Annotated in this window: 10 protein-coding genes; 6 read left to right on the top strand and 4 right to left on the bottom strand. The window is 39.6% G+C overall.

The genetic code is table 11. The annotated features are described in order from the left end of the window. The first annotated feature begins 2 nt into the window (after positions 1-2). Both ACEN4L_RS09760 and addA read left to right on the top strand, forming a co-directional pair. Positions 3-3,623 (top strand): PD-(D/E)XK nuclease family protein, encoded by a 3,621-nt coding sequence (locus tag ACEN4L_RS09760; protein WP_407097072.1) that lies wholly within the window; start codon positions 3-5, stop codon positions 3,621-3,623. Beyond that, positions 3,620-7,402, top strand: a complete 3,783-nt coding sequence (gene addA, locus ACEN4L_RS09755) for a helicase-exonuclease AddAB subunit AddA (protein WP_407097073.1) — start codon at positions 3,620-3,622, stop codon at positions 7,400-7,402. The genes ACEN4L_RS09760 and addA overlap by 4 nt, the downstream gene beginning before the upstream one ends. Positions 7,403-7,569: 167 nt before the next feature. Here addA and ACEN4L_RS09750 read toward each other — a convergent pair whose 3' ends face one another. Genes ACEN4L_RS09750 through ACEN4L_RS09740 form a run of 3 tightly spaced genes read right to left on the bottom strand, consistent with a single transcriptional unit; the run spans position 7,570 to position 10,282 of the window. Continuing rightward, positions 7,570-8,781, bottom strand: coding sequence for a putative glycoside hydrolase (locus tag ACEN4L_RS09750; RefSeq protein ID WP_407097074.1), 1,212 nt, complete (start codon positions 8,779-8,781; stop codon positions 7,570-7,572). A gap of 1 nt (position 8,782) precedes the next feature. Continuing rightward, complete coding sequence (locus ACEN4L_RS09745) at positions 8,783-9,634, bottom strand: polysaccharide deacetylase family protein (protein ID WP_407097075.1); 852 nt, start codon at positions 9,632-9,634, stop codon at positions 8,783-8,785. A gap of 12 nt (positions 9,635-9,646) precedes the next feature. After that, entirely contained in the window at positions 9,647-10,282 is a 636-nt protein-coding gene (locus ACEN4L_RS09740) for a YkyA family protein (protein WP_407097076.1), read from the bottom strand. A 235-nt stretch (positions 10,283-10,517) separates the two neighbouring features. Here ACEN4L_RS09740 and lspA point away from each other — a divergent pair, with 235 nt between their 5' ends. From lspA to pyrR, 3 genes are read left to right on the top strand one after another with little or no spacing between them, the layout of a single operon-like run. Then, a complete protein-coding gene (lspA, locus tag ACEN4L_RS09735; protein WP_407097077.1) occupies positions 10,518-10,991 on the top strand; it encodes a signal peptidase II in 474 nt (157 codons plus the stop codon). Between the two features lie 16 nt (positions 10,992-11,007). After that, complete coding sequence (locus tag ACEN4L_RS09730) at positions 11,008-11,919, top strand: RluA family pseudouridine synthase (RefSeq protein ID WP_407097078.1); 912 nt, start codon at positions 11,008-11,010, stop codon at positions 11,917-11,919. Positions 11,920-11,971: 52 nt separating this feature from the next. Next, the gene (gene pyrR / locus ACEN4L_RS09725) at positions 11,972-12,523 is read left to right on the top strand and encodes a bifunctional pyr operon transcriptional regulator/uracil phosphoribosyltransferase PyrR (protein WP_407097079.1); all 552 of its coding nucleotides are present in this window, start codon (positions 11,972-11,974) and stop codon (positions 12,521-12,523) included. 144 nt (positions 12,524-12,667) lie between these two features. Here the strand turns inward: pyrR and ACEN4L_RS09720 are convergent, their stop codons facing one another. Then, a complete protein-coding gene (locus tag ACEN4L_RS09720; RefSeq protein WP_407097080.1) occupies positions 12,668-14,368 on the bottom strand; it encodes an NFACT RNA binding domain-containing protein in 1,701 nt (566 codons plus the stop codon). A 203-nt stretch (positions 14,369-14,571) separates the two neighbouring features. On the opposite strand from ACEN4L_RS09720, the gene ACEN4L_RS09715 reads away from it, so the two are divergent. Continuing rightward, positions 14,572-15,276 carry a carbonic anhydrase family protein gene (locus ACEN4L_RS09715; protein ID WP_407097081.1) on the top strand — a complete coding sequence of 235 codons (705 nt, stop codon included), beginning with the start codon at positions 14,572-14,574 and terminating at the stop codon, positions 15,274-15,276. Positions 15,277-15,725: the final 449 nt, after the last annotated feature.

The following is a 15,725-nucleotide window of genomic DNA, read 5'->3' as shown; positions in this document are numbered from 1 at the left end:
AAGTGAGTTTACAGTTTATTTTAGGAAGAGCCAATACAGATAAAAGAGATATCATGTTGAATGAAATCTCAGACATTTTACAAGAAAATAGAAAGACACCAGTGTTTTATTTGGTGCCGGAACACATCAAGTTCGATGCCGAAATGACGGTATTGAAAGAACTGGGTGAAAGAGAACCGTTCAACCAGCAAGAACTTCTTGGTATGATGCACGTTCAAGTCTTCAGTTTCAGTCGTTTAGCATGGTACTTTTTACAAGACACGGATTTATATGTCAAGCCACAGTTGACTCAAACCGGTCTATCTATGTTGATTCGGAAGTTGTTATTGCAATATGAGGATGAACTCACTATTTATCGTGGTGAAGTTCGTAAAAATGGATTTGTGCAAAAATTGAGTGATCTCTTTTTTGAATTGCGCAGCGGTCGTATTGCTGAACAAGACTTAGTGCAAATGATTCAGAATTTAGGCGACACACCTAAGGAAGCCGATTTTAAATTAAAACTGCAAGATATCTCGCTCATCTATAGAGCATTTGGGGAAGCAGTGAAAGGGAAGTACATCGAAACCGAAGATGTGATCACTGCTTTAATCGAAAAGATTCAAGGTATGGATCTATCAGATGCTTATATTTATGTCGAGGGATTTTATCAGTTTACTGCTCAAGAGCAGGACTTGATTCTGACATTGATGCAACATACGAAAAAAGTAACTTTGGCGTTGACGTTGGATAAAGCCTATCCTACTGAAAAGCCTGATTTAACGAATTTATTCCGAGTAACTGGGACTACCTACTACAAGCTGTATCAATTGGCACGTCTCAATCAAGTAAAAGTCCAACTCGATCAAGTGATCACTGAGAAAGACAGTCATTACTGTGAAGAATTGAATCAGTTGGAACAGTACTGGGTGGAGAGCAACGAGCTGTCTCCGACAAACTTGCATTTGAAACAAGAGCGGATCCCGATGGACGATTGCATCGAGATTTGGGGAGCTGAAAACAAACAAGCAGAAGTCAATCATGTAGCCACAGAAATTTTGAAACTGATTGCTACTGAAAAATACCGCTACAAAGACATTTTAGTATTGGCTCGGAACCCGGAAGATTACCGAACATCGCTGCAGCCGACATTTGATAAACATCACATTGAAACGTTCTTTGATAGTGCGGAAGTGATGTCTCATCATCCGTTGAGTGAGTTGCTGGATGCACTATTTGCGATCAAAAAGAACAACTGGCGTTATGCAGATGTGATGCGTTTATTGAGAACAGAATTATTTATGCCGCCTGTTACGATGGAACTATCTGCCGATCGCATGATGCGCGTCAAACAATATATGAATCATGCAGCCAAATTTAGAGATGCCGTCGATATCACAGAAAATGTGGTCTTAGCGTATGGGTATGAAGGCTACCATTGGACGAAAAAAGATCCGTGGAAGTACACGCGATTCCAATACGACGATGCCGATTTTCAGTCTGATGCCGATGTGGTTTTTGAACAGACAGCGAATCAGGTAAAAGATTTTCTCAACCATACATTGTCGCCCTTCTTTAAACGCTTGGATAAAGCCGAAACTAGTATGGATGCTGCAAAAATCGTTTATCAGTTTTTAGAAGCCAATGGCGTTCCGGATCAATTGCTGTTTTGGCGTGATGAATTGATTCAGCAAAATGATTTGGAAATGGCTAGAAGACATGAACAGATCTGGCAGGTATTTATTCAGTTATTGGATGAGTACGTTGAAGTGTTAGGCGAAGAGGTATTTGATGAAGAAAGCTTCCGGATGATCCTGATTACTGGATTTGAGAATGCTTCTTACAGCATTGTACCGCCAAGTATCGATCAAGTGATTTTTTCTGGTTTAGCAGGAGCACGGATCGGCACAGCCAAAGTGACCTTTATTTTAGGATTGACCAATACCAATCTGCCGGTTAAAACAGAGAACAAAACGATTTTGACTGAAGAAGACCGAACGTTGATCGGCGACTTTTTAGCGACAGAAGAAAAATTCTTAAAACCTTCAGTCGAATCGCAAATGGCTGCTGAACCGTTTATTGCGTACCAAGCCTTTTTAGATTCTTCAGAAAAATTGTATTTGATGTATCCAGCCAGCAATGATTCAAAAGAAAGTCCTAAATTATCGCCCTATGTCCAGCGAATAGCCGATTATTTCGACATTTCTGTACAAGCCAAACCGGCAGACGTGACCTCCCTGATTGAATTGAAGAAAGAAGATGTATTAGCTTTTATCGGCTCGAGGGAAGCAACTATGGGGCAATTGCTGATGATTTTACGCAAAGCCCAAGATCAGCAAGCGGACTTGCATCCTTTCTGGCAAATGCTGTATCAGTATTTCAAATTGAACGAAAAGACTTCTTTGATGTTCAATCGTCTGCTGGCAAGTTTGCGCCGGAAAAACATTCCGCTACCGTTAACCGAAGAATTAGCTGAACAGTTATATGGAAAAGATTTATACATGTCGGTTTCACAACTGGAGTCGTATTATGCAGATCCATTCACGCATTTCTTGACCTATGGCTTGAAGCTTAGAGAACGAGACGTGTTTGAATTATCAGCAGCCGGCACGGGTGAATATTTCCATGAAGCATTAGATTTATTATTCAAGACATTAATCAATCGTGATCTTTCTTTTGACCAATTAGATAAAGAGGCTCTAGAAAAAATCACCAATGAAGTCCTGGAATCTTTGATCAGCAAAGGCAAATACCAAATCTTATCTGCTTCAAACCGAATGATGTACATTCGTGAGCAGCTGGCCAATACGATTCAGCGTGTGGCGTGGGCTATCGGCAACCAAAGCAGACGGACAAATATGGCCAATGCTCAAACAGAGGTTTTATTTGGACGGATCGCGGCTCAAAAAGGAATCGAAGGACATACTTTTGCGCTAGCTAATGGCGGAGAATTGCATTTAAGAGGGAAAATAGACCGGGTCGATGCTATGGAGATCAATGACAAGCATTACTTATCTGTAGTCGATTACAAATCCAGTAAACATTCCTTTAGTTTTATTGATGCTTATTATGGATTAGCGATGCAGATGTTGACGTATTTAGATATCGCTTTAGCTCATTCGGATGAATTGATTGGGAAAAAAGCTTTACCGGCTGGGGCATTTTACTTGCAAGTGCAAAATCCGTTTCTTAAAGAAGGAACATTTGTCGATGAGGACCAATATCGGGAAACGTTGTTAAAAATGTACAAAATGGATGGTTTCTTGTTGGATGACGAGGATATGTTGGATGCTCTAGATTTAACGGTTGAACCGAAGAAGAAATCATTGGTGTACCCATTTGAACAATTGGCTAAAGGGACGATGAAATCCAATAAGTTCGTCACGTTGGATGATATCGAAACCTTATTGCGTTTCAATAAAAAGAAAATCATTACTGCCGGAAACAATATCATTAAAGGCGATACCCGTTTGAGTCCGATCAAAGAGAAAAGTGCGTTTATTTCTTCGGTAAACGGACCGCTAAAAGCTGTATCGTTTTTCGATGCTGCATTGTACACCGAAAACAAATACCGTCGAATGGAAAAATTGGGTATTCCAGATATTCTGGACAGAATGAAACGTGAAGGAGATGCAGAAGAGTGAAACCATTACCATTAAAACCTGAAAACAGCCGTTTTACAGATGATCAGTGGCAGGCCGTATACGATTCAGGAACCAATTTGCTGGTGTCCGCTTCTGCAGGGTCAGGAAAAACCACCGTACTTGTAGAACGAGTGATCGAAAAAATCAAAGCCGGGACCAATGTGGATGAATTGCTGATCGTTACCTATACGGATGCTGCTGCCAGAGAAATGAAAGAACGGATCCAGTCCGCTTTACAAGAAGCTGTCACTGGCGAAAGTCTGACGGATCAAAAAAGGCATCTGGTAAAGCAGATTCCGTTGCTTTCTCAAGCGTCGATCAGTACGATCCACTCATTTTGTTTGCAAGTCATTCGCCGTTATTACTATTTGATCGATTTAGATCCAGTGTTCCGCCTGCTGACAGATGCAACTGAAATCGTTTTGCTGCAAGAAGATGTCTGGGATGATGTGAGAGAAGAATTGTATGGGGAAGCAGACAGCTTGTTTAAAACATTGACGGCAACTTATTCTAATGACCGTACCGATAGCGGGCTGCAAGACTTGGTCTTCTCTTTGTTTGAATTCTCACGGGCTAATCCGAATCCTGAATTGTGGTTGGAACATTTAGGCGATCTGTACAAAGTAGAACAGCACTCTTTTACAGAAAGCACGTTGTATCAGGATCTGCTGAAACCGCAAGTGAAAGAAATCTTAGTCGGATTAGAAGAGCAATACCGCTATGCGATCAGTATGGGAGAAAATAGTGATGAATTAATGGCTGGTAAAGAACTAGCAGAAAATGAATGCAGCCATATCACTGAATTGCTGCGCTTATTGGATGAAGGAAACGTAGATGCTGTTTACAATACCATCCAAGCTTTTGAATTTGCCAGATGGAAAGGTCCGAAAAAGAATGCGGACGATGAGGTAAAAGAAGTTGGGCAAGATATGAAAGCCATTCGTGACCAAAATAAGAAACGGTACACGACAATGAAAGACGATTACTTTGCTACGCCTCTAGAAAAACAGCTTAGCTTGATGCAGCAAACCGTACCGTTGATTCAAGAAATGGTTCGAGTAACCCAACTGTTTTCAGAAGCTTATACAGCGAAAAAAAGAGAACGCAACTTATTGGATTTCAATGACTTGGAACATTTAACACTGAATATCCTGGCTCACTTTGAAGAGGGAAAATGGACGCCAAGTGAAGCCAGCACTCATTACCGAGATAAATTCAGTGAAGTCATGGTCGATGAGTACCAAGATGTCAACCAATTACAAGAGAATATTTTGCATTGGCTGACGAAAGATGATGCAGAAAACGGCAATTTCTTTATGGTGGGAGATGTGAAACAGTCTATTTATTCTTTCCGTTTAGCAGATCCAGGCTTATTTTTAAAAAAATACGAAACGTATGGGAAGTTGCAAGATGGCGAACGGATCATCTTGGCTGATAATTTCCGTTCCCGAGGAGAAGTACTGCAATTTATCAATCTCTTGTTCATACAATTGATGGATAAATCTGTCGGACAAATGGAATACGATGAAGCCGCTAAACTGGTTCAAGGGTTTAAAGACTTCCCAGTTTCTACTGTTCATCAGCCGGAGATTCTGATCTATGAAAAAGAAACAGATGAGGATGAGGATGAGACGGAACTGGATGAATTCTCCATTGAAACTAAAACAGAAGGCGAATTGACGATGGTGGGGCAAAAAATCAAAGATTTGGTCGATGAAGAGTTTCCTATCTACGATAAGAAGAAGAAAGCATATCGTCCGATTCGCTATTCAGATATCGTGCTGTTAACACCGACGAAGAAAAATAATGCGACCATTCAGACCTTGTTTAAGCAATTGAATATTCCTTTATTAGTCAATGATACGCAGAATTATTTCCAGACAACAGAAGTTACGATCATGATGTCTTTATTGAAAATCATTGATAATCCCTATCAAGATATTCCATTGGCGAGTGTCTTGCGTTCTCCGTTAGTTGGCTTGAATGAACGAGAGTTGGCATACATTCGCATCACGAAAAAAACGGGTGATTACTACGATGCTGTGTCAAGTTTTTATCGGGAGTATCCAGGGAACAATAAAGAGACTCGTTTTACAGGCAACTTATATGAAAAAATCCGTCTATTTTTAGAACGGTTAACGAGTTGGAGAGAAATTGCGCGCAGAGAATCGATCGTCACTTTGATTTGGAGTATCTATCAAGAGACAAACTTCTTGGATTATGTAGGGGGAATGGCTTCTGGCCGTCAACGAAAAGCTAATTTGCATGCGTTGTATGAACGAGCAGCGAATTATGAGCAAACTAGTTTCAAAGGGCTGTTTCAATTTGTCCGCTTCATTGAAAAAATGCAGCAAAAAGACAAAGACTTAGCAGAGCCGACTGCTTTATCGGAAGACGAGAATGCGGTCCGGATCATGACGATTCATGCCAGTAAAGGATTGGAATTCCCCGTCGTCTTTGTATTGGACTTGACCAAGCGATTTAACTTGCAAGACACGATGAACAGTTATGTCTTCAATGAACACTTGGGTGTCGGGACAGAATTCAAAGATTTAGACAAGAGAATCCGATACACTACGTTGCCTGAAACAGCGTTGAAAGTAGAAAAGAAACGGAAATTATTGGCGGAAGAGATGCGTAAGTTGTACGTGGCCTTGACACGAGCAGAAGAAAAACTGTTCTTAGTCGGCTCGTATAAAAATGAAGAAGCAGCTTGGAAAGATTGGGGAGTTGTGAGTTCCCATCAGCAAACGGTTCTGCCGAGTGACTTGCGCTTAACAGCGAGCAGCTTGATGAAATGGATTGGTTTAGCTATCGTCCGTCATCCAGACAGTCAAAATGATTCCTTGCACATTATCGCTAAGAATGGCGAAGTACAGCAACATCCTGCGTCATTTAGTGTTCACTTTGTAACGGAAAAAGAACTGTTGGAACAAAATGAAGAATTGGAAATTGATTTTGATGCCGTAAAATGGTTAGACAAAATCGAGCAAGCTCCAACGGTTGAATTAAAAGGGCACTTGCAGCAAGATTTTAAAGAAGTGAAACGCTTGTTGGAGCATCGTTATTCTCACCAAGCCGCGACACATACGACCAGCTATCAATCAGTTTCTGAAATCAAACGGATGTTTGAAGAACCGCATGAAGGCCAGTTGGTCAAAATCGATGTCAATGAGCCGCGAAATCAAAATCGTTATACAGAAGATAAGTTGAAACGGCCAGCATTCCTGACTGAAACGACCGCTCCAACTAGTGTAGAGATCGGAACAGCAACGCATATGGTAATGCAATCGATCGATTTGCAGGAAAAACCTTCCATAGAGTCGTTGGGTCAATTGATAGCTGAGCTAGTGGAAAATGGATTGCTGCAAAAAGAAACGGCTAAGAGAATCGAAATAGAAAAAATCGTCGCTTTCTTTGAAACTTCGTTAGGGGAGCAGCTGATTAATGATGTTGCATTGGTGGAAAGAGAAAGACCATTTTCCTTGTTGATGAATGCTGCAGCTATTTTTACAGACATGGACGGCAGTGCTGAGGATAAAATCTTGATTCACGGAATCATGGACGGATATATAGAATATCCAGATAAAGTGGTGCTATTTGATTACAAAACTGATCGATTGGTCCGGTTTAAAGAACGTGCTCATGAAGAGATGATCCAGAAATACAAGGGACAATTGCTATTGTATAAAGCAGCTTTACAGTCTATTTTGAATAAACCTGTTACAGAGACCTATTTGTGTTTGTTGGATAGTGGGGAAGTTTTGGCAGTGAATTAATAGAATAATTGTATGGAAATGCAAAAAACGAGCTGGTGATTTACTTCCAGCTCGTTTTTTGTTTGTCATTTTATTAAGTGAATGGGGATGGCGCCTTATAAACGCACTGCGAAAGTCAGCTCACACGCTTTTCTCCACGTTCTTGGCTTAAGCGTCTTTTTTTCGCTCTATTCTAAGTCATAATTAACGCCTTCCGTATAGGTGTTTCCCGCATCCCATAGCAGGAATTCATTGACTCCGGCTTCTTTTAGGGCTCTGATTTGGGCTTCGACTTCGGCTGGTCCGTATTGCAGATAATTTCCCGAACCTAGGTAAGAAGCAGTGAAGTCTTGTAACCATGGACGAGATCGCGGCGGTGTTTCCAGGCTGCCTAGTACGTCATTTTCTACTTTCATGTATTCTGAAATAATGTTGTAAGGTTCTAAGTCAGGCTTGGCGATCCCAAAGTAAGGTCCCCAGTGGCTTGGATAGATCATAGAAGAAATCACATCGACATTTTCAGAAATTTTAGAGAAGTTTTGACCGATTCCAGGAGCTTCCGGAACAGTAGCAGAATACCCGAAGATATCTACGGAAACGTCGACACCATAAGGTTCCAATTCTTTCTTAGCGTATTTCACGAAATCTGTTACCGATTCAACACGTTGTTGAACGTCATCCAGATCCATTTCATCGTATCCGCCACGGGTGTATTGAAGTTCGTCTGAACGAGTTTCGAATCCTTCAGGGAATCTAACATAATCAAACTGAATTTCTTTAAAGCCCATTTTAGCAGCTTGCTTGGCGATCTCCACATTATACTCCCAAACTTCTTGAGAAAATGGATTGACAAAACTTTCTCCACGGTTGTTTTTCCATACGGATCCATCTGAATGTGTAAAGCTCAATTCTGGACGAGCTTCCGCTAAACGTGTGTCTTTAAAGACAACGATACGAGCGATAGGATAAATCTCATTTTCTTCAAAGTGAGTCATTAATGCAGCTGGATCGTTGACGTAATTTTGAGTGTTTTCTTGAACAATAGGATTATCTGACTGCATATCCATTGTCATATCTCCGAAGTCATCTTTGATATCTACGACCATAGCATTTAATTCTGTATCGTTTAAGAGGGTAGTCAAATCTGCTAAACGAGAACCACCAGCTGAGTGTCCTGTAACGTAAACTCCTTTTACACCATCTTCAGGATAAGCAATTTCCACGCCGCTATCAAAAGTAAATTGAGCAGGATAATTTTCTGGAATGGATAAAAGGTCGGCACTGTGAATGGTCAATACTTGAGTCTCAGCATTCTCTTCTGCATGTACATTTTGTGAATAGGCAGCAAGTAAGAGAGTTGCAGATAGAGGAATGGACCATTTAAATGTATTTTTTTTCATACTATTCTTCCTCGCTTTCAGGTGAAACAATTAATTTTGGATCGATCAGTGTAAACTCTTGTTCTCTCAATCCCTCAGCAATGGGCACAATGGCTTGATTGGTCCATTCACGGTCATGCATCAAAATGTTTGCGCCGTTATAAAGCAGTTCTGTATTCATCGTGATATCCAATAAGGCATCGGCATCTTGATAGTCCGGTTGAAAGTCATAGCCGAACGTCCAGTTCATTAAGGTCATACCTTCGTCAGCCACTAATTGTCTAGAAACATCGGTATTAGCCCCATGAGGTGCTCGGAAAAAGCGTGGTTTTTCACCAATGACTTCTTCGATCAATGCATTGGTTTCTAAAATTTCAGCTTTTTGTTCTTCAGTTGAGATAGTTTGTAAATTAGGGTGAGTCTGAGTATGGTTCCCAATCTCAAAACCTAAATCATGAATTTCTTTTAATGCTTCTTTTCCTTCATCTGATTCTATGTACATCCCGTTTACAAAGAATATAGCAGGAGCATCAATTTCTTTTAATTTGTGGGCCATTTCTACACTGTATTTATCAGGGGCATCATCAATAGTCAATAAAGCGATCTTTTCTTCAGAGGTTTCATCCTCGATTGGTTCAATAGCATAATTTGAGGGGTTCACTTGATATTGATACGCTACAGCTGTTTCTTCAGCGGCTTCATCGTTAGATTCCTCTGATTCAGTACTAGACTCAGTTTGACTTTCCTCAGTTGTGGATTCGGATTCAACAATAGAAGAGGAAGACTCTTCAGTCGTTTCTTCCGTAGTTTCGGTGGCACATCCTGCTAGAAGTACCGTACTAAATAAAGCAAGTGCCGTGATTCTTTTTTTCATAAAATCATCCTCCTATTTATTATTTTCAAGGGACTCTAATGCAGCAGCAGCTTCAGTACGTGAAGTTTGTAATTGAGCTAAGTTGCTGTCTAATTGAATGAAAAGATCATTTGTTGCGGTATGTTGTTCATTAAGCTGCTCGATCCCTGTCTGAAGCGTTTCATATGTAGCATCTTCTTCAACGAGAGATTGGAAATAACTTTCTTGTTCCGTCAATGTGGCGCCATATAGTTCTGTAAACTGGTCTAGTGAACCGTTTAAAGTAGTTAATGCGTCTGTAACGTTGGTAATTTCTTCTGAAGGCAAATCTTCGCTATCTAAATCCGCCAACTCATCAGATTGTCCCTTAAGATTTTCAGCAGCCTCTTTTAAGCTGTCTAGATCTGTTTGGCGTGTTTCAATGTTTTCAAAGACTGCCGCGGATCCGTCTTTTAAAGTACTTAACTCTGCATCCTCCGCTAAAGTTGTTTCAAATTCAGCTTGCAAGTCCGCTTCTTGTGAAGCAATGGCATTCAATTTTTCAATAAGGGTATTTTCTACCGTTTCAATTTCTGTGGTCACATCTACAGCTTGTGCAACCCCTGTATCACAACCAGTAAGAACGGTACTTAATCCAAGGAAACTTACGGCACCTATTATCTTTTTCATGTTTTAACTCCCTTTTTACTTGTCCTGTATGTTCACAAAAAATGAACATAATGTAATTATAACAAAACCGTTCCCATTACCCAATGAAAAAGCCTGTTTTTTAACTATTTGTACTATTTACTACTAAATAAATGGATTCACCTCCACAGTCTTTTAAAAATAAACCTGTTGCTTAACTGAAGAATCATGTAAAATAGGAATGTGTTATGATTAGAGGATAAAGTGAGGTTTAGAAATGTTTATTTATTATATCATTGCAGCCGTAATGGTCGGAGTAGACCAATGGACCAAATATTTAACTGTAGCAAATATTGATTTATACGAAACAATCGAATTTATACCTGGTTTATTATCTTGGACCTATATTCAAAATGATGGAGCGGCTTGGAGTATCTTAGAAGGCCAAATGTGGTTCTTTTATATCATTACTGCAGTTGTACTTGTAGTATTAGTGTACAATATGCAGAAATATGGAAAAGGAGACCGTTTGTTTTCTTGGTCGTTAACCTTTATTCTAGCCGGTACGATTGGAAATTTTATTGACCGTTTAAGACTGCAATACGTTGTGGATATGGTCAAATTAGAATTCATTGATTTCCCCATCTTCAACCTAGCAGACAGCTTGCTGTCGGTCGGTGTCGTCTTACTAGTCATTTACGTATTTGCAGACGAAAGAAAAGAGAAAAAGAAAAACAAACAGGTGAAATAAGAAGGAGTTTGAATGCATGACAAATGAATACGAAGTAACCATTAAAGAACAAAAGGGAAGAATCGATAAAGTATTGGCAGAGATGATTCCCAACAAAACACGTTCTGCTATCCAATTATGGATCAAAGAGGGCTATGTATTAGTGAATGACGAACCGGTCAAGACCAACTATAAAGTCCAATCAGGGGATGAAGTTAAAATCACAGAACCTGAACTGCAAGAGTTGGACGTAGTCGCACAAAATCTCCCTTTAGAGATCGTGTACCAAGATGAAGATGTGGTTGTCATCAATAAAGAGCAAGGAATGGTCGTTCACCCATCAGCTGGACATCCTGATGGAACACTAGTAAATGCCTTGCTGTATCATATCAAAGATTTATCTGGTATCAATGGCAAGATTCGTCCAGGAATCGTCCATCGCATTGATAAAGACACTTCAGGATTGCTGATGGTCGCTAAAAATGACGTAGCGCACGAAAAATTAGCCGCTCAATTGAAAGATAAAACCAGTATTCGTGAATACGTAGCCTTAGTTCATGGTGTTATCCCGCATGAAAAAGGAACGATTGATGCTCCTCTGGGACGTTCAAAAATCGATCGGAAAAAACAAGATATCGTAGATGGCGGAAGACCAGCTGTGACTCATTTTAGAGTATTGGAACGGTTTAAAGACTTTACATTAGTTTCATTGCAACTCGAAACAGGTCGTACGCACCAAATTCGTGTACACATGAAATACATTGGTTATCCGCTTGCTGGAGATCCAATCTATGGACCCAGAAAAACGTTAGAAGGAAAAGGTCAGTTTCTACACGCTAAAAAATTAGGTTTCAAACACCCTAAAACAGATGAAATGATGGTATTCGAATCTGAATTGCCAGAATTGTTCAAAGAGACACTAGACAAATTACGCAACGTATCAGAATAATCTCCGAAACGAATCGTTGAAGAGTTATTTGATGACAGAATGGAGGAAAAGAATGAGCATTCATTCAGAAGTTGAAGTGGTAGACGAAGCAGCTATGAGACGTGCTTTGACCCGTATTTCTTATGAAATTATTGAACGCAACAAAGGTATCGATAATCTGGTTTTAGTCGGCATCAAAACAAGAGGAATCTTTGTGGCTCAACGGGTCGCTGATAAGTTGAAGCAACTGGAAGGCGTCGATGTACCTGCTGGAGAGTTGGATATTTCATTGTACCGTGATGACGTTCATACAAGCAGAGACACCGATCCGGAAGTGAAAGGTTCTTCTATGCCGGTTTCGATTGAAGGCAAACAAGTGATTTTAGTAGATGATGTTCTGTATACAGGCCGAACAGTCAGAGCTGCTTTGGATGCTTTAATGGATCTAGGACGTCCAAAAAAGATCTTATTAGCTGTACTGATCGATAGAGGCCACAGAGAATTACCGATTCGTGCAGATTTTGTTGGAAAAAACATTCCTACCTCTCTAGATGAGCAAATTAAAGTTGCTGTAGAAGAAGTAGACGGTAAAGATCAGGTGTTGATCCAAAAACTCAACGCATAAGAATAGTTCACCGTGCAAAATTGCTGCACTTTCTTAAAAAGCAACGACCCCCAAATCTTAGAGGAACATCTAAGGTTTGGGGGTCGTTTGTTTATGGAAAAGTAGTCAAAGAATGCATCTAAGACCGCTAATGGAACATTTGTATCATACTTTTAGCTGATTGACCAACTCTTCATCGGGTGTGACGAATATCGTTTGTTGACCTTCATAAATCACAAAACCAGGTTTGGCACCATTTGGTTTGCGTATTTTTTTCACTTCTACATAATCGACAGGCACGGAAGCCGATAATCTGGATTTGGAAAAATAGGCCGCAATATTGGCCGCTTCCAATAAAGTTGTTTCAGAAGGAGCGCTGTCTTGGATAATCACGTGCGAGCCAGGGATATCTTTAGTGTGCAGCCATATTTCTGATTTACGAGCGGTTTTTAGCGTTAGCTGATCATTTTGCAAATTATTTTTCCCTACTAAAATCGTTGTGCCGTCAGAAGATTGGTATTGATCTGGTTTACTGGTTTTGAGTTTTTTCTGTTTCTTTTTCGTTTTTTTCTTCAAATAGCCTTCTTGGATCAATTCTTCTTTGATTTCAGTAACATCTTTAGGGGTAGCCAATTCCAATTGAGTCATGATGGAATCTAAATAATCGATTTCTTCACGAGTCTGTTTCATTTGCTCATTGACATAGATAATGGCATTTTTTAATTTTTGGTATTTCGAAAAGTATTTTTGTGCATTTTGAGACGGTGTTTTTCTTGGGTCTAATAGAATGGTTATAGGATTATTGTCCTCATAAAAATTTTGTAATTCAACAGATTCTTGGCCTTTTGTCAGTTCATGCAAATAGGCTGTTAAAATTTCCCCTTTCACACGATAGTCATCGGCGTGTTCTGTTTCATCTAATGTCTGCTGTAGTTTGGTCAATTTTTTCTTGTTCCGTGATAGTTCCGTTTGCAGTACGTGGAATAAGTTAGCTGCTTGCTGCTTGACCCGATCTTTTTCAGCTTTATCCCGGTAAATGTCATCCAACAATTGGCTTAATGAAGCATAAGTGGTTTGTACGCCATCTAGTGAGACATATGGAACAGGTGTAAATGTTTCTTTATTGTTGACTTGAGTTTTTGTAGGTTCGATATTTTTTTCTTGAATACGACTGAAAAAAGTTTGAAAAACATGCGGCAACTGAATTTCATCTTCTTTACTACGTTGCAGTAATTCGTTTACAGTATCTGATCCTAACCCTTGGAAACTGGATTGCAGTTTTGTCCCTGAAGGAAGATCGCTCTCAGTTTGAATAATTTCCAATACTTGGTCTTTGGATACGGTAAAAGGATTTATTTTATCTTGATGAGGAGGCGTTTTATAGGTTGCCCCCGGCATAATTAGACGATAAGAGTTTTGACTGCTGGGTATGTGTTTAATGCTGTCTAAAATACGCATCGTGTCTTGTTCGATCAAGAAAATATTGCTGTGGCGACCCATTAATTCTACTACCAGCATGACATTTTGGATATCTCCGATTTCGTCGCGACTTTTAAACAAGAATTTAATGATTCGGTCATTTTCAACTTGTTCTATATTTTCGAGAATTGCTCCTTCTAAATGTTTGCGCATCATCATACAAAATTGTGGAGGAGAATCAGGGTTCTCGTAAGGTATATCTGTTACTTGGATACGAGCGTAACTCGAATGAGCAGAAAGCAATACTTTTTGATTCTTTCCATTTGCTCTCATCACAAGAATGATTTCGTTTTGATAAGGCTGATGTATTTTTGAAACTCTGCCATTGGCAAGAAGATCTGCTAATTCATCGACCATTGCATGGGTAAAGACACCATCAAATGACATATGTGTATCCCTTCTTTCATTGCTATTCATATACTTGTACTCAACACAGTACATTAGTTGCCTATTGGTCATTATAGCATTTTTTACTTGCCAAAAGTAGCAGAGTAGTTTTAGTCTTTCAAAAAACAAGAGAGAATACTTGAAATCTGTTTTATTTATTGTGTAAAATAGATACTGTTGCAAATATAGAAGAGGTGTTAAACATGGAATGGAGTTACAGTGGAGAAGCAGGGCCAGAATTTTGGAGCGGTTTATGCCCTGATTTTCAAACAGCGGAAGCAGAAACAACCTGGCAATCTCCAATACCACTATCGCAAACTGCTGCAAAAAAAATGGTTGCGAGCGATGAAGAATTGATCTTTATTGGAGATCCAAAGAAATTTAAAACAGACTTTTTTAATCATACGATCCATTTATCTCCAGCAGCGGATCAAGAGACAGCCAGTGTCGAGTTTAGACAAACACGTTATGTGCTGGAAGATATCCATGCTCATTTACCCAGTGAACATGTGATTGACGAAAAGTCGTTTGATTTAGAAGTACATTTTGTCCATCGTTCGGCTGACGATGAAGTGTTAGTGGTCGGAGTGATGGGTAAATCTCGTAATGAAGACATTCAAGAGTATTTATTAAATGGTTTTGAGGAATTGTTGACCGAGGAAGAATTAAAACAGCACCATATTTTAGAATTGGATTTGGAGCAATTAAAGCCAAAAAACAGATCCTTTTTTTATTACTCGGGCTCGTTGACCACACCTCCGACTGTAGGACCAGTGCAGTGGATCGTGATGAAAAATGCTGTTTCTTTACCCCTGGAGCTCATACAGGCTTTCAAAACAACCATCGGAAAAACCAATCGACCATTACAAGCTGTTCATGATCGCGAAATTACACTGTATGAATCCTAAGGACATCCACAAAATGCTTAAAAGCTCCTAGGATAGTTAAATTTGAACCAGCTTTTTAACTAGCTTATGTTTTATGGAGCAGATTAGGCTTGACAGACTTTAATGGAAAGCGTACTATGATTCTAATATCTTTTATACGAAAAGGAGACTCCTTATGGACCAACTGCATTCTATTCAACAGCTACAATTACATATGGATTGGCAAAGCCGCAATAGATAGGTTGGTTTATGAAGAATTTCATAGATGCAACCTTCAGGAAACTGAACTTGTATCTATGTTGGTTTATTTGAGTCTACAATCAAAATCAGACCGCATAGAATACTACTTATTCTATGCGGTTTTTGTTTGTAAAGAACAGTTACCGCGTTTACGCGAGGTAACTGTTCTTTTTTTTATGAAATGGGAGAGGAACTAGTTATGAAGAAAAAAGAAACTAAACGATGGCATA

Source organism: Desemzia sp. FAM 23988, from assembly GCF_045528365.1.
In the GTDB taxonomy this organism is placed as follows: Bacteria; Bacillota; Bacilli; order Lactobacillales; family Carnobacteriaceae; genus Desemzia.
This window is presented reverse-complemented; position numbering and strand designations above follow the sequence as displayed.